Annotated in this window: 20 protein-coding genes and 1 other RNA gene; 8 read left to right on the forward strand and 13 right to left on the reverse strand. The window is 59.7% G+C overall.

Annotation, left to right across the window (positions count from 1 at the left end; translation table 11 throughout):
* A partial coding sequence (gene ppsA, locus AACS18_RS09155; RefSeq protein ID WP_258228898.1) for a phosphoenolpyruvate synthase occupies positions 1 to 2205 on the reverse strand: 2205 nt, incomplete at its 3' end.
* 347 nt (positions 2206 to 2552) lie between these two features.
* On the opposite strand from ppsA, the gene ppsR reads away from it, so the two are divergent.
* The gene (ppsR, locus tag AACS18_RS09160; protein ID WP_108614169.1) at positions 2553 to 3365 is read left to right on the forward strand and encodes a posphoenolpyruvate synthetase regulatory kinase/phosphorylase PpsR; all 813 of its coding nucleotides are present in this window, start codon (positions 2553 to 2555) and stop codon (positions 3363 to 3365) included.
* Between the two features lie 239 nt (positions 3366 to 3604).
* On the opposite strand, the gene AACS18_RS09165 is transcribed toward ppsR, so the two are convergent.
* Positions 3605 to 3901, reverse strand: a complete 297-nt coding sequence (locus AACS18_RS09165) for a hypothetical protein (protein WP_258228899.1) — start codon at positions 3899 to 3901, stop codon at positions 3605 to 3607.
* 387 nt (positions 3902 to 4288) lie between these two features.
* Between AACS18_RS09165 and AACS18_RS09170 the strand changes: the two genes are divergently transcribed.
* Positions 4289 to 5671 carry an amino acid permease gene (locus AACS18_RS09170; protein WP_108614171.1) on the forward strand — a complete coding sequence of 461 codons (1383 nt, stop codon included), beginning with the start codon at positions 4289 to 4291 and terminating at the stop codon, positions 5669 to 5671.
* Positions 5672 to 5759: 88 nt separating this feature from the next.
* Here the strand turns inward: AACS18_RS09170 and AACS18_RS09175 are convergent, their stop codons facing one another.
* Entirely contained in the window at positions 5760 to 6086 is a 327-nt protein-coding gene (locus tag AACS18_RS09175) for an ArsR/SmtB family transcription factor (protein ID WP_108614172.1), read from the reverse strand.
* A 106-nt stretch (positions 6087 to 6192) separates the two neighbouring features.
* Between AACS18_RS09175 and AACS18_RS09180 the strand changes: the two genes are divergently transcribed.
* Entirely contained in the window at positions 6193 to 7263 is a 1071-nt protein-coding gene (locus tag AACS18_RS09180) for a permease (RefSeq protein WP_108614173.1), read from the forward strand.
* A 127-nt stretch (positions 7264 to 7390) separates the two neighbouring features.
* Here AACS18_RS09180 and AACS18_RS09185 read toward each other — a convergent pair whose 3' ends face one another.
* Both AACS18_RS09185 and AACS18_RS09190 read right to left on the reverse strand, forming a co-directional pair.
* Complete coding sequence (locus AACS18_RS09185) at positions 7391 to 7555, reverse strand: hypothetical protein (RefSeq protein WP_219928020.1); 165 nt, start codon at positions 7553 to 7555, stop codon at positions 7391 to 7393.
* Positions 7556 to 7635: 80 nt separating this feature from the next.
* A complete protein-coding gene (locus AACS18_RS09190) occupies positions 7636 to 8100 on the reverse strand; it encodes an HAD family hydrolase (RefSeq protein WP_219928021.1) in 465 nt (154 codons plus the stop codon).
* A gap of 203 nt (positions 8101 to 8303) precedes the next feature.
* On the opposite strand from AACS18_RS09190, the gene AACS18_RS09195 reads away from it, so the two are divergent.
* The gene (locus tag AACS18_RS09195; RefSeq protein ID WP_108614174.1) at positions 8304 to 9857 is read left to right on the forward strand and encodes a methyl-accepting chemotaxis protein; all 1554 of its coding nucleotides are present in this window, start codon (positions 8304 to 8306) and stop codon (positions 9855 to 9857) included.
* 91 nt (positions 9858 to 9948) lie between these two features.
* Here AACS18_RS09195 and gcvP read toward each other — a convergent pair whose 3' ends face one another.
* From gcvP to gcvT, 3 genes are all read right to left on the reverse strand, one after another.
* Positions 9949 to 12825, reverse strand: coding sequence for an aminomethyl-transferring glycine dehydrogenase (gene gcvP, locus AACS18_RS09200; RefSeq protein ID WP_108614175.1), 2877 nt, complete (start codon positions 12823 to 12825; stop codon positions 9949 to 9951).
* 299 nt (positions 12826 to 13124) lie between these two features.
* Complete coding sequence (gene gcvH, locus AACS18_RS09205; RefSeq protein ID WP_005333898.1) at positions 13125 to 13514, reverse strand: glycine cleavage system protein GcvH; 390 nt, start codon at positions 13512 to 13514, stop codon at positions 13125 to 13127.
* 85 nt (positions 13515 to 13599) lie between these two features.
* Complete coding sequence (gcvT, locus tag AACS18_RS09210; RefSeq protein WP_108614176.1) at positions 13600 to 14697, reverse strand: glycine cleavage system aminomethyltransferase GcvT; 1098 nt, start codon at positions 14695 to 14697, stop codon at positions 13600 to 13602.
* Here gcvT and AACS18_RS09215 point away from each other — a divergent pair.
* Positions 14674 to 14901: a hypothetical protein gene (locus AACS18_RS09215; protein ID WP_139473543.1), complete on the forward strand. Its 228-nt coding sequence runs from the start codon at positions 14674 to 14676 to the stop codon at positions 14899 to 14901. The two genes, gcvT and AACS18_RS09215, sit on opposite strands and share 24 nt — an antisense overlap.
* A gap of 212 nt (positions 14902 to 15113) precedes the next feature.
* Here AACS18_RS09215 and AACS18_RS09220 read toward each other — a convergent pair whose 3' ends face one another.
* From AACS18_RS09220 to AACS18_RS09230, 3 genes are all read right to left on the reverse strand, one after another.
* Positions 15114 to 16382 carry an FAD-dependent 2-octaprenylphenol hydroxylase gene (locus AACS18_RS09220; protein WP_108614177.1) on the reverse strand — a complete coding sequence of 423 codons (1269 nt, stop codon included), beginning with the start codon at positions 16380 to 16382 and terminating at the stop codon, positions 15114 to 15116.
* Positions 16383 to 16518: 136 nt separating this feature from the next.
* The gene (gene ubiH / locus AACS18_RS09225; RefSeq protein ID WP_108614178.1) at positions 16519 to 17742 is read right to left on the reverse strand and encodes a 2-octaprenyl-6-methoxyphenyl hydroxylase; all 1224 of its coding nucleotides are present in this window, start codon (positions 17740 to 17742) and stop codon (positions 16519 to 16521) included.
* Positions 17743 to 17920: 178 nt separating this feature from the next.
* Positions 17921 to 18490 carry a UPF0149 family protein gene (locus AACS18_RS09230; protein ID WP_005346580.1) on the reverse strand — a complete coding sequence of 190 codons (570 nt, stop codon included), beginning with the start codon at positions 18488 to 18490 and terminating at the stop codon, positions 17921 to 17923.
* 173 nt (positions 18491 to 18663) lie between these two features.
* Between AACS18_RS09230 and zapA the strand changes: the two genes are divergently transcribed.
* Positions 18664 to 18996, forward strand: coding sequence for a cell division protein ZapA (gene zapA / locus AACS18_RS09235; protein ID WP_005333910.1), 333 nt, complete (start codon positions 18664 to 18666; stop codon positions 18994 to 18996).
* 16 nt (positions 18997 to 19012) lie between these two features.
* Positions 19013 to 19194: non-coding RNA, 6S RNA (gene ssrS / locus AACS18_RS09240), on the forward strand.
* Positions 19195 to 19358: 164 nt separating this feature from the next.
* Here the strand turns inward: ssrS and AACS18_RS09245 are convergent.
* Both AACS18_RS09245 and fdhD read right to left on the reverse strand, forming a co-directional pair.
* Positions 19359 to 21650 (reverse strand): FdhF/YdeP family oxidoreductase, encoded by a 2292-nt coding sequence (locus AACS18_RS09245; protein WP_108614179.1) that lies wholly within the window; start codon positions 21648 to 21650, stop codon positions 19359 to 19361.
* Positions 21637 to 22434: a formate dehydrogenase accessory sulfurtransferase FdhD gene (gene fdhD / locus AACS18_RS09250; protein WP_181363431.1), complete on the reverse strand. Its 798-nt coding sequence runs from the start codon at positions 22432 to 22434 to the stop codon at positions 21637 to 21639. The genes AACS18_RS09245 and fdhD overlap by 14 nt, the downstream gene beginning before the upstream one ends.
* 161 nt (positions 22435 to 22595) lie before the next feature.
* On the opposite strand from fdhD, the gene AACS18_RS09255 reads away from it, so the two are divergent.
* Positions 22596 to 23192: LysR family transcriptional regulator (locus AACS18_RS09255; RefSeq protein ID WP_258228900.1), on the forward strand; the 597-nt coding region annotated here is incomplete at its 3' end.

Below are 23192 nucleotides of genomic sequence, written 5' to 3' on the forward strand. Positions count from 1 at the left end.
CTGGATCGCCATCGCCAGCAGCGCCTTGACCGCCTCGTTACGCTCGTCGAACAGGTGGGCAATCAGCCCCGAGTCCCGATCCAGCCCAAGGGTGAGCTGGGTCATGTCATTGGAGCCGATGGAGAAGCCGTCCACGTGCTCGAGGAACTGGTCCGCCAGAAGGGCATTGCTCGGGATCTCGCACATCATGATCACCTTGAGCCCCCGCTCGCCGCGGCGCAGGCCGTTTTCGGCCAGGATGTCGATCACCTGCTCCGCCTCACCCACAGTACGCACGAAGGGGATCATCACCTCGACGTTGGTCAACCCCATCACATCGCGCACCCGCTTGATCGCCTCGCACTCGAGGGCAAAGCAGGGGCGGAAGCTGTCGGCGATGCAGCGGGATGCGCCACGAAAACCGATCATCGGGTTCTCCTCGTGGGGCTCGTAGCCACGACCGCCCACCAGATTGGCGTACTCGTTGGACTTGAAGTCCGACATCCGCACGATCACCCGCTCCGGCCAGAAGGCGGCCCCCAGAGTGGCGATCCCCTCGGTCAGCTTGGCCACGTAGAACTCACGCGGGCTGTCGTAACCGGCGATCATCTTGCCGATGGTGGCCTTGAGCTCTGGGGTTTGCTGGTCAAACTCCAGCAGCGCCTTGGGGTGCACGCCGATCATCCGGTTGATGATGAATTCAAGGCGTGCCAGCCCCACCCCGGCATTGGGCAACTGGGCAAAGTCGAAAGCACGATCCGGGTTGCCGACGTTCATCATGATCTTGATGGGCAGGCGCGGCATATTGCCCACCTCGGTCACCGCCACATCAAAGTCCAGCTCGCCGTCATAGATAAAACCGGTATCCCCTTCCGCGCAGGAGACGGTGATCCGCTGGCCCGGCTGAATATGGTCGGTGGCGTTGCCACAGCCCACCACCGCCGGAATGCCCAGCTCGCGAGCGATAATGGCGGCGTGACAGGTGCGGCCACCCCGGTTGGTGACGATGGCGGAGGCCCGCTTCATGATGGGCTCCCAGTCCGGGTCGGTCATGTCGGTGACCAGCACATCGCCGGGTTGCACTTCGTCCATCTGGCTGATGGAGGAGATGACCCGCGCCGGGCCCGCGCCAATCTTGTGACCGATAGCACGCCCCTCGATCAGCACCTTGCCCGCTTGCTTGAGGGCAAAACGCTCGAGGGTGTTGGCCTCCTGACGGCTGCGCACGGTTTCCGGGCGGGCCTGCACGATATAGAGCTGGCCATCCTGACCATCCTTGGCCCACTCGATATCCATCGGGCGGCCATAGTGCTGCTCAATGATGAGGGCCTGTTTCGCCAGCGCCATCACTTCCTCATCGCTGATGCAGAAGCGGCTGCGCTCGGCCTCATTGGTGTCGACAATCTTCACCTGGCGGCCGTGACCGGCATCGTCCGAGTAGGTCATCTTGATAAGCTTGGAGCCGAGGGTCTTGCGCACCACCGCCGGGCGGCCCCCCTTGAGAGTCGGCTTGTGCACATAGAATTCATCCGGGTTGACCGCGCCCTGCACCACCATCTCGCCAAGACCATGGGCCCCGGTGATAAAGACCACGTCGTTGAAGCCGGACTCGGTATCCAGAGTAAACATGACGCCGGAGGCGGCGAGATCCGAGCGCACCATCCGCTGCACCCCGGCCGACAGGGCAACGCCCTTGTGGTCATAGCCCTGATGCACCCGATAGGAGATGGCGCGATCGTTGAACAGGGAAGCAAACACATGCTTGACCGCCGTCATGACGGCATCGATGCCACGTACGTTGAGGAAGGTCTCCTGCTGACCGGCAAAGGAGGCGTCCGGCATATCCTCGGCGGTGGCGGAGGAGCGCACCGCAAACGAGGCCTCGACACCGGCACTCAACTTTTCATAGGCAACCCGGATAGCCTGCTCCAGCTCGGGCTGGAACGGGGCGTCGATCACCCAGTCGCGGATCTGCTGACCGGCCCGGTTGAGGGCGGCGATATCGTCCACGTCGAGATTGTCGAGCAGATGGTGGATCTTGCCGTTGAGGCCGCTTGACTCCAGAAACTCGTTAAACGCAAAGGCGGTGGTGGCAAAGCCCCCCGGCACGGATACGCCGGCGCCAGAGAGGTTGCTGATCATCTCGCCAAGGGATGCGTTCTTGCCGCCAACTCGTTCTACGTCCTGCATTCCGAGTTGTTCGTACCAGAGCACGTACTGTTGCACTTGGATGTCTCCAGGTTGGTGGGCACCGATGCCATAGCACCTCGTGCGCCCGATTTAATCGATGAGGTTATGGGTAAGTCAGGTGCGTTATTGTCTGTTTCTTTTGTTGCCAACGACCATGAAAACGTTTTCCATTGGTTTTCAAAAAAATCCCCGAGCAAGAGTTGGGGATGGTCGAATGACCGGAACATTCTACAATGGCGACACAAAAAGATAACGATTCAGGTTTGCAAGCCACTTCACAACTTGGGCACAGCAGACCGGTTGACAAAACTGGTATGGTTTCGGGAGATACTTCTCACCCCTTACCCCATGCGACCCCACCCGCGGTATCACAGGAGCCCTACGTGCACACCGTATTTTATGTTTCAGACGGAACCGCCATCACCGCCGAAGTGTTCGGTCACGCGGTATTGAGCCAGTTTCCGCTGGCCTTCGAGCAGATCACTATCCCCTTTGTGGAGACACTGGAGAAAGCCCGTCAGGTACGGATGCGGATCGACGAGCAGTTCCGCCAGACCGGGGTACGCCCCATTCTGTTTCACACCATCGTCGACCCGCTGGTACGGGAAGAGGTACTGAAATCGGAGGCGTGCGGCCACGACTTTCTCAACACCTTCGTCAGCCCGCTGGAGCAGGAGCTGGGGGTAAAAGCCGAGCCCCGCCTCCACCGCACCCACGGCATGGAGAACCGCAAGCTCTATGACGATCGCATCGAGGCGGTCAACTTCGCACTGGCCAACGACGATGGCATCACCACCAGGGAGTACGATGAGGCGGACATCATCCTGATCGGGGTCTCCCGCTGCGGCAAGACCCCCACCAGCCTTTATCTGGCGCTGCAGTTCGGCATTCGCGCCGCCAACTACCCCTTTATCGAGCAGGACATGGGGATGCTGGAGCTGCCCGCCCCCCTCAAGGCCAACCGTCACAAGCTGTTTGGCCTCACCATAGCGCCGCAGCGGCTGCAAGAGATCCGCAACCAGCGCCGCGCTAACAGCCGCTACTCCTCCATCGAACAGTGCGAGCAGGAGCTGGCCTGCGTGGAGAGGCTGTTTCGCCAGGAGGCGATACGCTTCCTCGATACCAGCTCCCACTCGGTGGAGGAGATCAGCGCCAAGGTCCTCGAGGCGACCGGTCTGCGCCGCCAACTCTGTTAAGCCAGCTTGACAGCTATCTGCATCAACAAAAGATAAAAATTACAGTGTCGCGGCGAAAGTCAGCTGTGGCGAACTACAATTCACATAGATGACAGTGAAAAACGTGGATAAAAAAGGGATAAGCACCACAAATGCTTATCCCTCTTCTTGTCGACCTTGCCGTTGTGCCCTTGTCACCTGCTGCCAGTTAGCCGCTATTCGATTCCGTTCTGCTGCCCTCGGCAAACAGCCAGCGTTAACTAACGATTGAGCTCAGGGTTGTTCATCAACCGGGCATAGAAGGCCAGCAAACCGTGGCGCAGGCGAACCCGCTCCGCCAGCCAGCCGCCAACGAGCGCCCCCGTGACCCCACCAACCAGCAACAGCGGCTGCCAGTAGTGCAGCAACCCCTGATCACCGAGCGAGAGCCAGCCCAGCAACATGGTGGCCGCCACCAGCAACAACAGCGGACTGGCGGCAATCCCTAACCAGAGCGCCACCAGCACACTCCGGGCAACCCCTTGTTGCAGCACGCTTTCGCGCTCTCTGTACTCCAACTCCCTGCACTCTTCCCTGTACTCTTGCTTGTTTGGCATCATTTGCATCCATTTGTGGCTTGGCACCACAAAAGCACACCAACAAGACAAAATGTCAACAAAAAAGAATTCTATTGCACAAACATCAACCAAAAACTACCAGCAAGCCTCTTCAGATCATGAAAAAGCTGCCTTTGGTACAAAATACGGCCATTAGAGATGGAAAACAGGTGCATTTATGGCGGATTATCACTATTCTGCTTCGGTTGCTAGCCAACACTAAAAAATTGAAAACGGCATAACGTAACGAAATAAATACAGCTTTCGTCAGGTTTTGGCTACGCACTGCGGCCTGCTCAGGATGAGCCCAACACCGACCAGAGACAACAGAGACGTAAGGACAGACCCATGGATTTGAAACAAGACGGTGAGGAGCTGAAGCGCGGCCTTAAAAACCGCCACATTCAGTTGATTGCTTTGGGCGGCGCCATCGGCACCGGCCTCTTTCTGGGCATTGCCCAAACCATCAAGATGGCAGGCCCCTCGGTCCTGCTGGGGTATGCCATCGGCGGCTTTATCGCCTTCCTGATCATGCGCCAGCTCGGTGAAATGGTGGTGGAAGAGCCGGTAGCCGGCTCCTTCAGCCACTTTGCCTACAAATATTGGGGTGAGTTTGCCGGTTTCGCGTCCGGCTGGAACTACTGGGTGCTCTACGTGCTGGTGAGCATGGCCGAGCTGACCGCGGTGGGCATCTATGTCCAGTACTGGTGGCCCGAGATCCCGACCTGGATGTCGGCAGCCTTCTTCTTCGTGCTGATCAACGCCATCAACCTCTCCAACGTCAAAGCGTTTGGCGAGATGGAGTTCTGGTTCGCCATCATCAAGGTGGTTGCCATCATCGGCATGATTGGCTTTGGCGGCTATCTGCTCCTCTCCGGTGCCGGTGGCCCCGAGGCGAGCGTCACCAACCTGTGGGCCCAAGGCGGCTTCTTCCCCAACGGCATCAGCGGTCTGGTGATGGCTATGGCGGTGATCATGTTCTCCTTCGGCGGTCTCGAGTTGGTGGGCATTACCGCCGCGGAAGCGGACAACCCAGAGAAGAGCATTCCCAAGGCCACCAATCAGGTGATCTACCGCATCCTCATCTTCTACATCGGCGCTCTGGCTATCCTGATGTCCCTCTACCCCTGGGGTAAAGTGGTGGAAGGCGGCAGCCCGTTCGTGATGATTTTCCACGCTCTGGATAGCAATCTGGTCGCCACCGTGCTCAACATCGTGGTGCTGACGGCGGCACTGTCGGTCTACAACAGCTGCGTCTACTGCAACAGCCGGATGCTGTTCGGTCTGGCCAAACAGGGCAACGGCCCGAAAGCCCTGCTCAAGACCAACAAGAGCGGCGTACCGCTGGTTGCCCTCTCGGTCTCGGCCATCGCTACCCTGCTCTGCGTGCTGATCAACTACCTGATGCCGGGCAAGGCGTTCGGTCTGCTGATGGCGCTGGTGGTCTCCGCACTGGTGATCAACTGGGCGATGATCAGCCTCGCGCACCTCAAGTTCCGCAAGGCCAAGATCGCAGAAGGCGTTCAACCCAAGTTCAAGGCGTTCTGGTATCCCTTCGGCAACTACCTCTGCCTCGCGTTCATGGCTGGCATCCTGGTGATCATGTACATGACCCCGGATTTTCGCATCTCGGTCGAACTGATCCCCGCCTGGCTGGTGGTACTGGGTATTGGCTTTGTCATCAAGCGCAAAGGGCAAGCCCAAAGCAAGGTTGCAGCCAATCTGGGTTAATGCCCACAACAGAGAAGAACAATGCAAAACGCCGATCGGATGATCGGCGTTTTTTTATTGCAAGCAGCACTACTAGCAGCCATAGCCCTCAGGAAGGCAGCTCTTGCCTTTGATCTTGCCGATGCTCCGGGCTGTTGACGCAACACTCATCGCGGAAAAAGGCGATGATCTCCTCCAGCACCACGTATTGAGAGACGCAAAGCAGGGTGCGACTTTCCCGGTTTTGCTTCACCAGCCCCACCGAGACCAGCGCCGCGATATGGTGGCTGAGGGTGGAAGCGGGGATCGCCAGCTGCTTTTGCAGCTCACCCACCGGCAGCCCCTGCTCTCCCGCCTTGACCAGATGCTTGAAGATAAACAGCCGGGTCGGATGACCCAGCTCTTTCAATGCCTTGGCGACCTCTTCCAGTTGCATCTCTGCGCCCTCCACGAATTTGACATTTCGATAATACCAGAAATATCTTGACCAAACATTCATTTCGATTATTTTGGAAGTATAGAAACCAAGTGAGGATACGACAATGAACGAGTGGTTAACCATGCTGACCGATGCAGCCCAGATGTTCCTGTTTCTGGCTATCGAGCTCTCGGTTCTGTTTCTGGTCATTAGCGCCGGGGTCAGCCTGATCCGCCAGAAGATCCCCGACGAGAAGATCCAGCGGATGCTGGGGGCACGCCATGGCAAAGGCTATCTGCTCTCGGTCCTGCTCGGCGCCGTCACCCCCTTTTGCAGCTGCTCCACCATCCCCATGCTGAGAGGGCTGCACTCGGCCAAGGCAGGCCTTGGCCCCACCCTCACCTTCCTGTTTATTTCGCCACTGCTGAACCCCATCATCGTCGGCTTGATGTGGGCCACCTTCGGCTGGAAAGTGACCCTGCTTTACGCCGTGATCGCCGCCAGCGTCTCCGTCATGGCGAGCATGCTGCTCGACAGATTGGGGTTCGAGCGCCATGTCATCGACCCCAAAGAGGCCACCCCCTCTTGCGGTAGCGACTGTGGCCCGGCGACCCGCGCCACCACTCAAGCACATTGCAGTAACAACCAACGCAGTGCCATTCGCGCAATCAAACCCCTCAACGGGGCAGCGTGCTGTCCGGCTCCGCAACCAGAGATGGCAGAGCAGTCCACCCTCCCCTGCTGCGGCGATGGCACGGCAACCCTGACCAGAGCGCCACAGCTCCCCACCGCCTGGGTCAAAGCTCGCCTCGATGCCTGGCAGCAGTTCAAAGCGGTATTGCCCTTCCTGCTGCTGGGGGTCCTTATCGGCTCATTTATCTACGGCTTTATTCCGGCCGAGTGGATCGCCGCCCATGCTGGCGCCGAGAACCCGTTGGCCATCCCCTTCAGCGCTATCGTCGGGATCCCGCTCTACATCCGCGCCGAGGCCGTGATCCCGCTGGCGTCGGTACTGCTGGGCAAAGGGATGGGAATGGGCGCCGTCATGGCGCTGATCATCGGCAGTGCCGGTGCCAGTCTGACCGAGGTGATCCTGCTCAAATCCATGTTCAGAACCCCGATGATTGCAGCCTTCCTTACCGTGATCCTCGGCATGGCGATCCTGATGGGCTACCTGACGCAACTGCTGTTTTAAGTCGCTCATCATTAAACAGACAGGGTGTTAAGCCAGCAGAGTGTGAAACCATCAGGCTTCCCATAGACAAAACGCCGATCAACAGATCGGCGTTTTGCATGTTCCGTACGACAATCTGCAACCGGCGTTACAGATATTGCCCGATAATGGGGAGCAGATCCTCGACGTCACGGGCGATATGGTCGGGTTGGTGTTCCCAGCGCTCCGGGGTCGCGCGGCTATAGGCGACAGCCACCGAGATCACACGGCTCTGCTCGCCAAGCGCCGCTTGCAAATGACGGGCAAACTGCACATCCGCTTCATGGTCACCGATATAGATCAGCGACTGGCACCTGGCTGGGCCGAAGATAGACTCCAGACATTTGAGGCCACCTAAGGATGGGGTTTTTGCTGCTGTCCGGGCACGTCATCATAGCCGACTACAGCCTTGAACTGGCTGTTCACGCCATGCAGCTCCAGTACCCGGCGAATGTTTTTTTGGGAGTTTTGCGAACAAATTCCGTGGGGAATGGCAGAGAAATGGTCAATCACCGCCTCCAGCCCCGCAAAAAACCGCACCTCGGTCCGGTTCATCTCCTGATGCTTGGCCCACAGACTGCCAGCCAGCACCATCTCGTCCCGCGACAAACCGTAGTAATCCATATAGAGCGCCTGCCAGTTCTTGGCGGCGTGATTGGCATGGTGATACTCCGCTTCGCTGCGCAGATAGCGCGGCAGATGTTCTCCGATCAGATGGGGGGCGACCTCAGCCAGGATCTGCTTGGTGATATCGATATTCTTCGGCACCGAATTGACCAGAGTACCGTCATAATCCCATAAAATCGCATCCAACTTCATTGCGTTACCTGTCTCGCTGCACAACCATAAGTCACGCCATGTTACTTGGCCTGCCTCCCCTCGCCAAACCGTGCTGTAAAAATGTGAGACCCATCCCGTCCCCACGCAGTAGCACAAGAGTTAATATGCAACAACACAATAAATGAACATCCTCTGCCATACTCAGACGAAGCATTCCGTTACGCCAAAACCGGAGCCTGATCATGGTAACCAGCTCGCTTCACACCACAGATACCGAGGTTGAATTTGCCGACGATATCCAGTTGGTATCGACGACCGACCTCAAAGGGGACATCACCTACGCCAATCCGGCGTTTTGTCAGGTGGCAGGCTATCGCCTGGAAGAGATGTTAGGGCAGCATCACAATCTGGTGCGCCACCCCGACATGCCCAAGGCAGCGTTTGCCGATCTCTGGGCCCACCTGCAGGCAGGCAAACCATGGCGAGGCATGGTAAAAAACCGCTGCAAAGATGGTCGTTTTTATTGGGTTGATGCCTATGTCACCCCGATTTATGAAGATGGCAAGATGGTGGGTTACCAATCCGTCCGCTGCCGTCCCGCAGCAGAGCACAAAGCGCGTGCCAGCCAGATGTACAAAACCCTTAAAGCCCGTGAAACCGGCTCTGCCATTCACATGGGCCTGCGTCAACTCACACCGGCCATGATGACCATCCCCCTGCTGCTCGTCAGCGTGATCAGCGCGCTCTGGCTGCTCTCACCGCTGCAGGCGATCTGGGTCATCATTCCCCTCTTGGCAACAATCTGGTTCAATCGCCACCCTCTCTTCCTCACGCCACGATTCTTGCAGCAGCTCGAGCAGGATTACGACAGCATCAGCCGCCTTATCTTCTCGGGGGATGCCCCCCACAGCATCGCCGATTTCCATATCAAACTCGGGCAAGCGAGGATCCGTACCGTGCTCGGCCGGGTGGATGACACCACGGCTTCGCTCAATGCCATGGCCAATGACCTGCGCGGCTCCGCCTCGCTGGCCAGCCAGGATATCTCTTCGCAAGACACGCAGATCCAGCAGATTGCCACCGCCGTCACCCAGATGGCCTCGGCCGCCGAGGAGATCAACCGCAATATTCAAGACAGCAACAGCCAGATCGAAGAGGCCCGCCGCCACTGCATCACCACCAGCACCCAGCTTTCGGAAGCGGGAGAAGAGATGTCGGCGCTGGCCACCCAGGCGGAGCAAGCCTTCCAGTCAGCTGTCGAGCTGGCGAGCGAATCCGAGCGGATCGGCACCATCATGAGCGAAATTCGCGGCATTGCGGATCAAACCAACCTGCTGGCGCTCAATGCCTCCATCGAAGCCGCACGGGCAGGCGATCAGGGCCGCGGCTTTGCAGTGGTGGCGGACGAGGTTCGCAGCCTGTCGACCAGAACCCACAAGGCGACAGAGCAGATCCAGAACAGCATTGGCCATATCCAGCAAACCCTGGGGGGATGGAAAGAGATGATGCATCTCAATGTGACTAGAACCAACGCCTGCCTCGCCACCACCCAGGCAAGCACCGGCAACCTGAATCAGGTTGTGGTCGAGATAGACAAGGTCTCTGATTTTTCCAACCAGATCACCGCCGCGGCCACCGAGCAACAAGCTGTCATCGAGGAGATCAGTCGCAATATCAACCAGATATCCTCGCTCTCTCACGATAACAGCCTCAAAATCGATCAGGTGAGTGAAACCAGTGCCAATTTGCAGAGCAAAGCGAGCCAGCTCAAGGACTTAAGCCGGACGTTTGGATAGCAGCATGCAGATAAAGTCCATGTAAGCGAAGGGCCACCCGTCTGGGTGGCCCTGTTGTTTATACGGCTTAACTGTTGCACCTAAACGCCACTTACTTGGCGTAATCCTCGGTCGGGATGCAGGAGCAGAACAGGTTGCGATCGCCGTAGACGTCGTCGATGCGGTTCACAGATGGCCACAGCTTGCTGGCGCGCACGGCGTCGGACGGGAAGACCGCCTCAGCGCGGCTGTAGCCACGGGACCACTCTGCATCCATCACATCATCCTGAGTGTGCGGCGCATGGACCAGCGGGTTGTCGGTCAGGCTCCACTGCCCCTCCTGCACCTTGGCAATCTCGGCGCGGATGGACGTCATCGCCTCGACGAAGCGATCCAGCTCGCGCTTGGATTCCGACTCGGTCGGCTCGACCATCAGGGTGCCCGCTACCGGGAAGCTCATGGTCGGTGCGTGGAAGCCGTAGTCCATCAGCCGCTTGGCCACGTCCATCTCGCTGATGCCGGAAGCCTCCCTGAGCGGGCGAATATCCAGAATGCACTCGTGGGCCACCCGACCGTTGCGGCCGGAATAGAGCACCGGGAAGGATTCACCCAGCTTCTTGGCCAGATAGTTGGCGTTGAGGATAGCCACCTGAGTGGATCTCTTCAGCCCCTCGTCACCCAGCATGGCGATATACATCCAGCTGATGGGCAGGATGCTGGCCGAGCCGAACGGTGCAGCCGACACGGCGCCATTGTCACGGCTCTCCTTGTCGGTCTTGACCACGGCGTGACCGGCCACGAACGGTGCCAGATGTTTCTTCACGCCGATGGGGCCCATACCCGGGCCGCCACCACCGTGAGGAATGGCGAAGGTCTTGTGCAGGTTGAGGTGAGAGACGTCCGCCCCGATAAAGCCCGGTGCCGTCAATCCAACTTGCGCGTTCATATTGGCACCGTCCAGATAGACCTGACCACCGTGCTGGTGAACGATGTCGCACACCTCCTTGATGGTCTCCTCATACACTCCGTGGGTGGAGGGGTAGGTCACCATCAGACAGGAGAGTTGATCCCCCGCCTCGGCGGCCTTGGCGCGCAGATCGTCGAGATCCACGTTGCCCGACTTGTCACAGGCGGTGACGATCACCTTGAGCCCTGCCATCTGGGCAGAGGCCGGGTTGGTACCATGGGCAGAAGCCGGAATGAGGCAGATGTCGCGATGCCCCTCGCCGCGGGATTCGTGGTACTTCTTGATGACCAAGAGACCAGCGTACTCCCCCTGGGCACCTGAGTTGGGCTGCATGCAGACCGCATCGTAACCGGTCACCTTCACCAGCCAGTTTTCGAGGTCGGCCAGCAGCAGCTGGTAGCCCTTGGCCTGCGCCAGCGGGGCGAACGGGTGCAACTTGCCGAACTCGGGCCAGGTCACCGGGGTCATCTCGGCGGTGGCGTTGAGCTTCATGGTGCAGGAGCCGAGCGAAATCATGGCGTAGTTGAGCGCCAGATCCTTGGCTTCGAGACGGTGGATATAACGCAGCATCTCGGTTTCGGAGTGGTACTTGTTGAACACCTCGTGGGTCAGCACGGCGTCGGTGCGCAGCAGATCCTGCGGGATGGCGTGATGGGCCTGCGCCGCCTTGTCGAGGGCCTCGATGTCGAGGCCATGGCCTGCCCCTAGGAACAGTTCGAACAACTCGGCCACATCGCCGCGAGTGGTGGTTTCAGAGAGGGAGACCCCTACCGCACCGTCGAGATCTGCACGCAAGTTGATGCCATTAGCTTCAGCCTTGGCAATGAGTGCTGCTTTATCTGCCGTCAGCACGGTCAGGGTATCGAACCAGCTGGCATGCTTGAGGGCCACACCCTTGGCCTTGAGGCCAAGCGCCAGAATGGTAGTGAGACGGTGCACGCGGGAGGCGATGGTTTTCAGCCCCACCGGGCCGTGGTAGACGGCGTAGAAGCTTGCCATGTTGGCCAGCAGCACCTGTGCGGTACAGATGTTGGAGTTGGCCTTCTCGCGGCGGATGTGCTGCTCGCGGGTCTGCATCGCCATGCGCAGCGCGGCCTTGCCGCGGGCATCCTTGGAGACACCGATAATACGGCCCGGCATGGAGCGCTTGTAGGCATCGCGGGTGGCGAAGAAGGCGGCGTGGGGGCCACCGTAGCCCATGGGCACGCCAAAGCGCTGGGCGGAGCCCAACACCACGTCGGCCCCCAGCTCACCCGGGGATTTGAGCAGTAGCAGGGAGAGCAGATCGGCGCTGACGCAAGCCAGCCCTTTCTGGGCCTGTACCGCGGCAATCAGGGCGCGCAGATCTTTCACTTCCCCTGTGGTGGTGGGGTACTGGAACAGGGCACCGAACACCTCTTCGCTCGCCGCGTCGCTCGCGGCGCCAACCGCCACGTCGAAACCGAAGTGAACCGCGCGCTCCTTGACCACGTCGATCACCTGCGGGTGCACGTCATCGGCCACGAAGAAGAGGTTGGATTTGGACTTGGCCATCCGCTTGGCCAGCGCCATCGCCTCGGCGGCGGCAGTCGCTTCATCCAGCAGGGAGGCACTCGCCAGATCCATGCCGGTGAGATCCAGCGTCAGCTGCTGGAAGTTGAGCAGGGCTTCGAGACGGCCCTGCGCCAGCTCGGGCTGGTACGGGGTGTAGGCGGTATACCAACCCGGATTTTCCAGCACGTTGCGCAAAATGACATGGGGCACATGGGTATCGTGATAACCCATGCCGATATAGCTCTTGGCAATCTTGTTCTGGGCGGCATAGCCCCTGAGCTTGGCCAGCGCCTCCACTTCGGTCATGCCGGCACCGATGCCGAGCGGGCCCGGCAGGCGAATGGCGGCAGGCACGGTCTGTTCAATCAAATCGTCCAGGCTTTCGGCCCCGACGGTCGCCAGCAGCTGGCGCAGCTCTTCCTCGCCCGGGCCGATATGGCGGCGGACAAAATCGGTTTTTTGCTCGAGTTCAAACAGTGACTGGGTCATTTCCCTATTTCCTGATAAATAAGTCCTGGCATGACATCCTGATAACCAAGACCTGATGTTCCTGATCGTCGGTTGATACCGACTCCACTCATGTTCTGGGTCCCGCAGAGAGGGTGCGGCACCGGATGCTGCGGCAGCATCAAGAGGGGATCGCCTTGTTGCGGACCGGCCCGTTTGCCCCCTAGGCACCTAGGCTGGCAAACGGCAGGCGCGGGCGACTTCACCCTTCCACCGGCCGGTGCTTGCCCGGCTGGCGGTCATACAAAAGGGCCCTGCTGTGTTGGCAGGGCCCGGGGGCATTACTCTTCGTCCACCACGTTCTGGTAGCCTTCGGCATCCAGCAGGTTGGCCAGCTCGCTCTCGTCATCGAGCTTGATGCGGAACAGCCAGCCAGCGCTGTAGGGATCGGAGTTGACCAACTCGGGGCTCCCTTCCAGCTCTTCGTTGACGGCAATGATCTCGCCGCTCACCGGGCTGTAGATGTCGGAGGCCGCCTTGACCGACTCGGCCACGGCGCAGTCGTCACCGGCACTGACCTGCTTGCCCACTTCCGGCAGCTCGACAAACACCATGTCACCCAGCAGCTCCTGGGCGTGTTCGGTGATACCGACCACGGCCTCGCCGTTGGCTTCAACACGGATCCACTCGTGGGAAGTGGCATATTTCAGTTCGCTCGGGATATGGCTCATTTGTGCTTCCTTTGATCTTTGAGTCGCGTTTAAAAACGAATATGAAAAGGGATGGGGGGAGGCACTGCCCTCCCCCAAGACGATGTTAAACCAGCTTCTGGCCGTTACGGACGAAAGCGGGCTTGGTGACCTTCACTGTGACCAGCTTCTTGCGGATCTCCACCTCGGCCAGCTCACCGATATCACGGGGCACCCGCGCCAAGGCAATACTGTAGCCCAGGGTGGGAGAGAAGGAGCCGGAGGTGATCACACCTTCCCGCTTCTCACCATTTGCCGCGGTGAAGGTGACCGGCATACCGGCACGCAGCACCCCTTTCTCTTCCATCACCAGACCCACCAGCTTGGGCTGGTTGCCCGCCGCTTTCTGTGCTTCCAGCGCAGCGCGGCCTATAAAGTTGCGATCGCTCGGCTCCCAGGCGATGGTCCAGGCCATGTTGGCGGCCAGCGGAGAAATTGACTCGTCCATATCCTGACCGTAGAGGTTCATACCCGCTTCGAGGCGCAGGGTATCGCGGGCACCGAGGCCGCAGGGGGCCACGTCGTTATCCAGCAGCGCTTGCCACAGCTCGCAGGCTTTCTCTTGCGGCACCACGATTTCATAACCATCCTCGCCGGTGTAGCCGGTGGTAGCGATAAAGAGATCGCCAGCCTGCACGCCGAAGAAGGGTTTCATCCCCACTACGGCAGTGCGCTGGGCGGCGCTCAGCACAGCAGCAGCCTTGACCTTGGCATTGGGGCCCTGCACCGCAATCATTGCAAGCTCCGGACGCTCGGTCACTGTGATGTCGAAATCGATGGCGTGATGGCGGATCCAGGCCAGATCCTTCTCGCGGGTAGCGGAGTTGACCACCAGCCGGTAGAAGGTATCGGTGAGGTAATAGGTGATGAGGTCATCGATCACGCCGCCTTCCGGATTGAGCATGCCGCTGTAGAGGGCCTTGCCGGGGGCTGTGAGTTTAGCCACGTCGTTGGCCAGCAGGTGTTGCAGAAAGGCTTTAACCCGTTCGCCGGTCAAATCGACGATGGTCATGTGGGAGACATCGAACATACCGGCATCGCTGCGCACCGCATGGTGCTCTTCCAGCTGGGAGCCGTAGTTGATGGGCATTTCCCAACCGTGGAAGTCCACCATCTTGGCGCCGGCTTCCAGGTGTTTGGGATGCAGTACAGTAGTCTGGATCATCGCATTCTTTCCTTAGCAAAAAGCCTTTTCGCTTTGGCGACCACCCTTGCGACCCGCGCCACCGCTCTGACTGCACTGAGTGCAACAAAAAGCGACCGGATCCAAAAGTGTGTGCTCGCTCCTGCCCTTGCCAGGCAAGAGGGATTCCTTGAACGGAGCGGATTATATGACAAGCAGGCGAGCGTGCCGCTCAAAAAAAACTAATCCCCTCCCGTAAAACTGACTCCAGACACTAAGATAAATGCAGTGATAAAAACAGCCATAAGCCGACTCAGGCGAGATTAAATTTTGATTTTTACCGTTTCGTCACAATTTACAGAAAAACGTTTCGCTCCAGAGCAAAATTAAAGGCTGACACCCAAAACGGGTCATCAGCCTTGTCGGATTACTTTTGTTGTCAAAAAACGCGAGTAATATTAGTTTTTTTCACCCTTGGCCTGCATGGCACTGCCCTTGGTCGCCGCAACAGCCCAGTCAGGACGGGCCAATGCGGGCAACTCGCCCTCCAGCCCCATGGCGACGCGGATCACCCCCTCCTTGAAGGGCGTCAGCAGATTGGCCGCGCGCAATCCCACGCCCCGCACCAGCTTCTTGAGCGGGTTGGCCCCGCTGAACAGCCGCTTGAGCCCCTCCATTGCAGCGAGCATGCGAGCCGCTTCGCTCTTGCGCCAGCGCTCGTAGCTGCGCAGGTTGGCGAGCAGGCCGATATCCTCACCCGCGGCATGATTTTGCAAGATCTGCTCCGCCAGCGCGGCAGCATCCAGCAGGCCGAGGTTGACCCCCTGCCCCGCCAGCGGGTGGATGGTGTGGGCAGCATCCCCTACCAGCACCAGCCGCTCGCGAGCAAAGTCGCGGGCATAGCGGGCAGTAAGCGGAATCGCGCTACGCGGCCCCTCCACATTGCACAGACCAAGGCGGGCATCGAAGGCGGCAGTAAGCTGGCGGTTGAACTGCTCGTCATCGCAGGCGCAAAGCGCCTCGGCGCGGGCCGCAGGCAGCGACCAGACGATGGAGCAGAGGTTCTCCTTCCACAGCGGCAAAAAGGCGAGCGGGCCATCCGGGGTGAAGATCTGGCGTGCCACCGCCTCATGGGGTTCGGCGCAGCGCACCGTCGCCACCAGGGCGTGGTGGCCATAATCCCAGCTGGTGAGCGGGATATCAGCCTGACGGCGTACCCAGGAGTGGGCGCCATCGGCGGCAACTACCAGTTTGGCAGAGATGGCCTGACCATCTTCAAGGAGCAGCAAGGCGCCCGCCGAGCCGCTCTGCAGGCTCTTGGCTCTGGCGGGGGTCAGCAGCTGGATATTGCTGGCACCTTCAATCGCCTCAAGCAGCGCCAGCTGGATCACCCGATTCTCGACGATGTGGCCGAGGTTGGCCTGACGCAGGCTGGCGGCATCGAAGTCGATATGGCCGAAGCTGTCCTGCTCCCACACCGCCATCTTGTCGTAGGCCTGCAGGCGACGCGCTGCAATGCCGTCCCAGGCGCCGACATGGCGCAGGATCTGCTGACTGGCGAGACTCAAGGCGCTGACCCGGTTATCGGCCACCTCCCCCAGCTGTGGATCGGGCAGTTGCCCCTCCACCACCAGCACCTTGAGGGCGCTATGTTTCAAGGCCGCAGCGAGCCCCAGCCCCACCATGCCGCCACCGACAATCACCACATCCACATTTTGCATCTGCATCATCTCATCCTTTCAGGGCTGACCGGCTGGCCAGCGAGGGGACGCCCGCAGGCATCACCTCTTTATTCAATAGGTTTTGATCAACGAATGGCGGTCACCATCTTCCGGTCAACAGGTTCCACTCAACAAGTGCTGGCTAGTTGCCGCACACATCAGCGACAAAGCCCAGGGTGCGCGAGGCAAGCGGCGCCTTGAGGCACGGGAATCGCCCCATCAGGGTGAGCGCCAGATTGCGCCCCGCCACCAGCGGATCGTGACCATTGGAGAAGAGCTGGGCCAGCGAAGAGGTGAGCCAGACGGTCTGCGCCTGATCGCGCTGACGCTGCTGCCAGTAGCCACTCAGTACCTTGAAGCTGCCGATATCCTCCCCCTCTGCCAACGCCTTGGCTACGGCGTCGGTAAGCAGGTCGAGGTCCCGCATCCCGAGGTTGAAGCCCTGCCCGGCGATAGGGTGCAGGGCATGAGCAGCATTGCCCACCAGCACGGTACGCTGGGCCAGCGGGTAGTCGCAGGCGGTCAGAATGAGCGGATAGACGTGACGCACGCCACATCGCTCGAAGCGGCCGAGCCGCCAGCCAAAGGCCTGCTGCAAACGGGCAAGAAACGCCACCTCATCGAGGGCCATCAGCTCATCCACCTCATGCTGCCCGACGCTCCATACCAGCGAGGAGAGCCCCTCCTGCATCGGCAGCAGGGCCAGCGGCCCCCCTTCGGTAAAACGCTCGAAGGCGCGTCCCTCAGGGTCTTGCGCCGTTTTGACCGTGGCGATGATGGCGTGTTGCTCAAAGTCGTGGCGGGTCACCGGCAACTTGAAGTGCTGACGCACAAAGGAGTTGCCGCCGTCTGCCGCCACCAGCAGGCGGGTCTCAATCTGTTCACCGCTCTCGAGGGTGAGGGTCACCTTCTTCTCATCGGGCGCAATCTCGCTCACCCGGGCCGGACAACAGACCCGGATATTCGGAGAGGCCGCCATCGCCCGTTGCAGCTCATGACCGGCAGCTGCAAGCTCGATCACCTGGCCCAGCGCGGGCAGACGGTATTCAGCAGCCGACAGGCGAGCCTGACCGAAGTGGCCCCTATCCGAGACATGAATCTGGGTAATGGGGGCGCAATGGGGGGCAAACAGCGGCCAGAGTCCGCGTCGCAACAGCGCATCGCAGGTACCGGCCGAGAGCGCAATGGCGCGGGCGTCGAACCCTGAATGGGTGTGCTGTTCGGGGACGCTTGCCTCCAGCAGCAGGATCTCGAGGGGGGAGCCATCGGATCGAAACAGGGCTGCCAGCGAGAGGGCCAGCACGGCACCGCTCATTCCACCGCCGACCAGGGTGACATCGACCTGTCGCACATCAGATTGAGACATAAGCAGAGAGGAAGAAGTGAAAAAGGTGGCCTCATGCTATCACAAAGCCGCTGGCCGAATGCGAGGTCACCGGCAAAAAACCGGTTGCGCCTCACAGGGTTAGCCACCACAAGGGAATAAAAAAAGAGCGCCATCAGGCGCTCTTGCAGATTCAGTAAGGGTCTCGTTGACCCGCACCTCAATGAAGGGTCGGCGGCGCGCTCGGGGTATCGGGGCGCTTGCCAAACTCTTCGAAGGCCATCATGACCCCCAGTTTGACGTGTTCGTAGAGCACCAGGAAGGAGGCTTCGTTCTCGTCATCTTCCTGATCAAACTCGGCAGAGACCTGAGTGATGCTGGCGATATCCTGGATCATCTCCTGCAGCTCTTCCGACGCGCGGGAAAGCTCCTGCTGCACCACGCCGAAACCGGCCAGAAATGCCTGCGACCAGTCCACCAGCGAATCGATGCGCTCATCGAGGGGTGCATCATCACTTGGCAGCAGCAGCTCGACGCCCTTCTGGGCCATCAGGCTCTCGACCACATTGTGATAAAGATCGGTCATCACCTGGCGCACCGGGGCCGGCAGACCGAAACCGTCGTTCACCAGATCGTTGAAATGGGGCACCCAACTCTTGTCGTCCAGTGCCACACCGCCGCACACCAGACCGCAGATCACACCATGGGCCTCTACTGCGCTGGCCATCAGCTCATGTTGTTCCATGATGTCGGCCACTGCCGCATATTTAAGGGGGTTCGTTTTGCTCATCGAGGATCCGCTCAAAGTTCAGTCAAATTTGCAGAATTAATGGTCAGGATCCTAGCATTCTCCCTCTTCCAGAGCCAGCAAGGCCTTGAAACTTATGCATCTGCGCTATATAGTCCCGCCCAGTTGTCCACGTGGATAAAGGCGGAAATCAGCTCCGCCGTATTGAGGAAGGCATGAGCACAGAGGCCGTAGAAATCGTCATTTTGGGACGTCCCTACAAGGTATCCTGTCCCTTGGGACAGCAGGATGCCCTGCGCCAGGCCGCCGAGCAGCTGACCGACAAGTTGATCGACCTGCGTCAACGCTCCAAAGTCTCCAGCAACGAGCAATTGGCTATCATGGCGGCGCTCAATTTCTGTCATGAGCTCTGCCTTGAAAAAGAGAAGAACCACCAATACTCTGAGACCATGGACAAGCGGATCAAGATGCTGCAGCGCACCATCGAAGCGGCCCTGATCGAGCACGGACAATATGGTGATTCCAGCGAAGAGGGGCAACAGCCCTAATCGCAAACCGTTTTAAAATTCCCTGGGATGTTTGTCAGCCGGTTCAAGTCCCCGAGCCGATATTCATACCAAACAGGGGATCTGCCTTCTGGCTATTGCGCATGCTCGGCACGACCGAGAAGCCTGCGGTCAGATCCGATCCCCGCCTTGAACCGACGGTTCAAGGGCCCAAACCGGCAACGGCATCTCGGGGTACCAACAGCAAAAGCCCGTCACCAGCGTGACGGGCTTTTCTTTGCCTGATGATCAACGACCCCAACCCCTTTCAGACCTGAAAAAATGCCCCGGATGAAAAGCTCACCCGGGGCATCATCGCATTCACTGTGCAGGCTGTGTGAGCGCAGCCAGTCGCGTTAGCGCTTTTATTTGACCAGCAACAGACTCTCCTGCTGGCAGGAGGCAGTCACCAGCACCGGGATGGACTTGGAGGTCGGGGTAAACGATCCGGCCCCGATACTGTCGATGGGCACCAGCGGATTGGTCTCCGGGTAATAAGCCGCGATGTTGCCCTTCGGAATGTCATAGATCACCACACTAAAGCCGGTCACGATGCGCTCGCGCCCATCGTTGCAGATGGCCGCCATATCGACCTTGTCCCCTTCGGCAAAACCGAGGCGACGGGCATCCCCTTCGTTCATGAAGACCACCATGCGCTGGCCCTTGATGCCGCGATAGCGATCGTCCATGCCGTAGATGGTGGTGTTGTACTGATCGTGGGAGCGCAGGCTCTGCAACAGCAACACCGGCTGATCGCTCATCTGTTCGGCATGGCGGGTACACTCCGGCAGCACCGAGTGCGGCAGGGTGCTGGCACGAAACTCGGCGCTGCCGCTGGCGGTATTCCAGGTCAGTAGCGCTGCGGAATTATCGAGATGAAAACCGCACGGCTGCTGGATGCGGGCGTTAAAATCGGTGAAACCGGCGATGGTCTGCTCGATGAGATCGCGAATACGAGCATAGTCATCGCGTAGAGCCAGCCAGTCGACCCGCTCGCTGCCCACGGTGGCATGAGCCATCCGCGCCACTATGTCGGTTTCGGAGAGGCAGAGCGGCGATACCGGCTCGGCTGCGCCGGTCGAGGCGTGCACCATGCTGAAGGTATCCTCCACCGTGATCTTCTGGTTGCCGCTGCGCTGGATGTCGAGCTCGGTACGGCCGAGGCAGGGCAGGATCAGCGCTGCATTGCCCACCTGCAGATGGCTGCGGTTGAGCTTGGTGCTGATCTGCACGTTGAGCTCGGCCTTTTTCATCGCCCCGTAGGTGAAGTCGGTATCGGGCGCCGCTGCCGCCAGGTTGCCACCCAGGCAGATGAGCACCTTGCTCTTGCCCTCGTCCAACGCCTTGAGCGCTTCGTACACGTTGTGGCCACGGGCCCGCGGCAGGCTCACCTGCAGGTGACGCTCGAGCCGGTCGATAAAGGCGGCGGTCGGCTTTTCGTTGATCCCCATGGTGCGGTTGCCCTGTACATTGCTGTGGCCCCGTACCGGACAGAGTCCCGCCCCCGGCTTGCCAATCTGGCCACGCATCAGGTGCAGGTTGACGATTTCACGGATGGTATCGACCGAGTGCAGATGCTGGGTCACCCCCATAGCCCAGCAACTGATAATGCGCTGGCTGACGGCAAAGACCCGGGCGGCCTGCACGATGTCAGCGCGAGTCAGGCCGGATTGCTGCTCGATCATGGCCCAGTCGGTGGCACGCACCTGCGCCTCGTACTCGGCAAAGTGGCGGGTGTGGCGGGCGATAAAGTCGCGATCCACCGCCTCCGGCGCCTCTTCCAGTATGTACTTGGCCATGCCGCGGATGGCGGCCATATCGCCACCCAGTTTCGGCGTCAGGTATTGGTGGCTGATGGTGGTGGCAGCCGGGGTCAGCAGCTCGAGCGGGCTCTGCGGGCTGGCGAAGCGCTCCAGCGCCACCTCTTTCAAGTTGTTGAAGCTGACGATCTTGCAGCCGCCACGCGCCGCCTGGCGCAGGGCATTCATCATGCGCGGGTGGTTGGTACCCGGATTCTGGCCATAGACGAACACCGCATCGGCCTGGTCGAAGTCATCCAGCACCACAGTGCCCTTGCCGATGCCGACCGACTGGATCAGTGCTACCCCGCTCGCCTCGTGGCACATGTTGGAGCAGTCGGGGAAGTTGTTGGTGCCAAACAGGCGGCCAAACAGCTGATAAAGATAAGAAGCCTCGTTGCTGGCACGCCCCGAGGTGTAGAACTCCACCTCGTCCGGGCTATTCAGTCCCTTGAGGGTGTCGGCAATCAGGGCGAAGGCATCGTCCCAGCTTACCGGCTCATAGTGATCGGTCGCCGGGTTGTAGCGCATCGGCTCGATCAGCCGCCCCTGATACTCGAGCCAGTAGTCGCTCTGGGTGGCCAGCTGGTGCACCGAGTGGGCGGCGAAAAACTCGGCCCCCACCGTCTTGCCGGTAGACTCCCATGCCACCGCCTTGGCGCCGTTCTCACAAAACTGGAAGGTGCCGTGGTCGTTGTCACCCCAGGCACACCCCGGACAGTCGAAACCGTCGGTCTGGTTGACCCGCAGCAGGTTCTTGATGTTCTGACGGGTCTTCTGGCTGCGCAGCACCTGTTTCATGGTGGATTGCAGGGACGAAAAACCGCCGGCTTTGGCGGGCTTTTCAATATGACTCATGGCACTCTCCGATGGGATCCGCCGGGCGATAGCTCGAATAGCTGACCGGGGCATCAAACTTGGGAATATGAACGACGTTGAGGTTGTATTTGAGGGCCAACCTGACCGCCAGCTGGCTGGGCGATGCCAGGCAGATGAGGTGACGTGCGCCGAAGCGGGCGGCTTTTTGCACCAGCTCGCTACCGCAGCGGCTGGTCACCACTAGGGTGTCGCACGCACTTTGCTGACGCAGCAGCAGGCCGATCAGCTTGTCGAGGGCATTATGGCGCCCGATATCTTCCCGGCAGTGGAGGATCCGGCCCTCGGCATCCAGCGCCAGCGCCGCATGCAGGGCGCCGTGTTGCTGTCCCTTGAGCTGCCACTGGGCGATCTGCGGGCGCAGCCCCGCCAGCAAGGCCCCATCCAGCGGCGGCGTCAGTGGCAATACCGGCAGTGCGGGTAGCGCCTGCTCCACCGCCGCTACGCCGCAGATGCCGCAACCGGTCACCCCGGTCAGCCGGCGCTTGTGCTCACTCAGAGCGGCCAGAGAGCGGTTGGCGATGGTCACATCCAGCACAATACCCTGTTCGGCTGGCGCGATCTCAATGTCGTGGACTTCGTGGTTATGCCGGATGATCCCCTCGCCAAACAGAAAGCCGACGGCAAAGTCGTCGAGATCGTCCGGGGTCGCCATCATCACCGCATGGTTGATGCCATTGATGTTGATGGCGACGGCTACCTCTTCCACCAGATGATCCAGTGACGGCAAGTTGGCGGGGGTTGCAACGGGAGAATGGGCAGGCATGCAGGTTGGCCTAAAAATGCAAACTGCATTCAAGTTTAGAGAGGCGACTGACGCAAAACCAATGAAATAAATCTATATCCTGATAGAGTTGTTCTATCGAAGATGTTTTTTCAATTGATTAATTCTTCAATAGTCGGTTCCACTGCCTCCACTACAACCAGATGAACATCAAGCAACTTCACTACTTTCACGAGCTGGCCAAACACCGGCATTTTGCCAAAGCGGCCAAAGCCTGCCACATCACCCAACCGACCCTCTCGGCCAGCATCACTGCGCTTGAAAAGAGTGTCGGCACCGATCTGGTGGTACGCACCAGCCAGTTTGTCGCCCTGACCGAGGCCGGCGAGCTGGTACGCCAGTATGCCGAACGAATGTTGCTGGAACAGGAGGCGCTCAAGCAGGAGCTGGCCCTGTTTCAGGGAGAACTATCCGGTACCCTGCGTATCGGCATCGTGCCCCAGTCCAATCTCGACATCATGCCGTTTATTGCCCGCTGCAAGCAGCGCTATCCCGACATCGTCATTCGCCTGTCGGTGCTCAGCAACGAAGCCCTGCTATCACAGCTGGAGCTGCATCAGTGCGATATCGGACTGGGATTTGATGAACCGGTTGGCGGAGCTGGCCGGCGCGCCTTTCATGTCTACCCGCAAGGCGCCAACCAGATGGCGGTGCTGATGAACCGTGACGAAGCGGATCTGTACCCGCACAGCGGCGACATTGCGCTTGCTGAACTGCAGCAACAGCCGTTGGTGCTGCCC

Source organism: Aeromonas sp. HMWF015 (assembly GCF_963878965.1).
GTDB classification, from domain to species: domain Bacteria; phylum Pseudomonadota; class Gammaproteobacteria; order Enterobacterales; family Aeromonadaceae; genus Aeromonas; species Aeromonas veronii.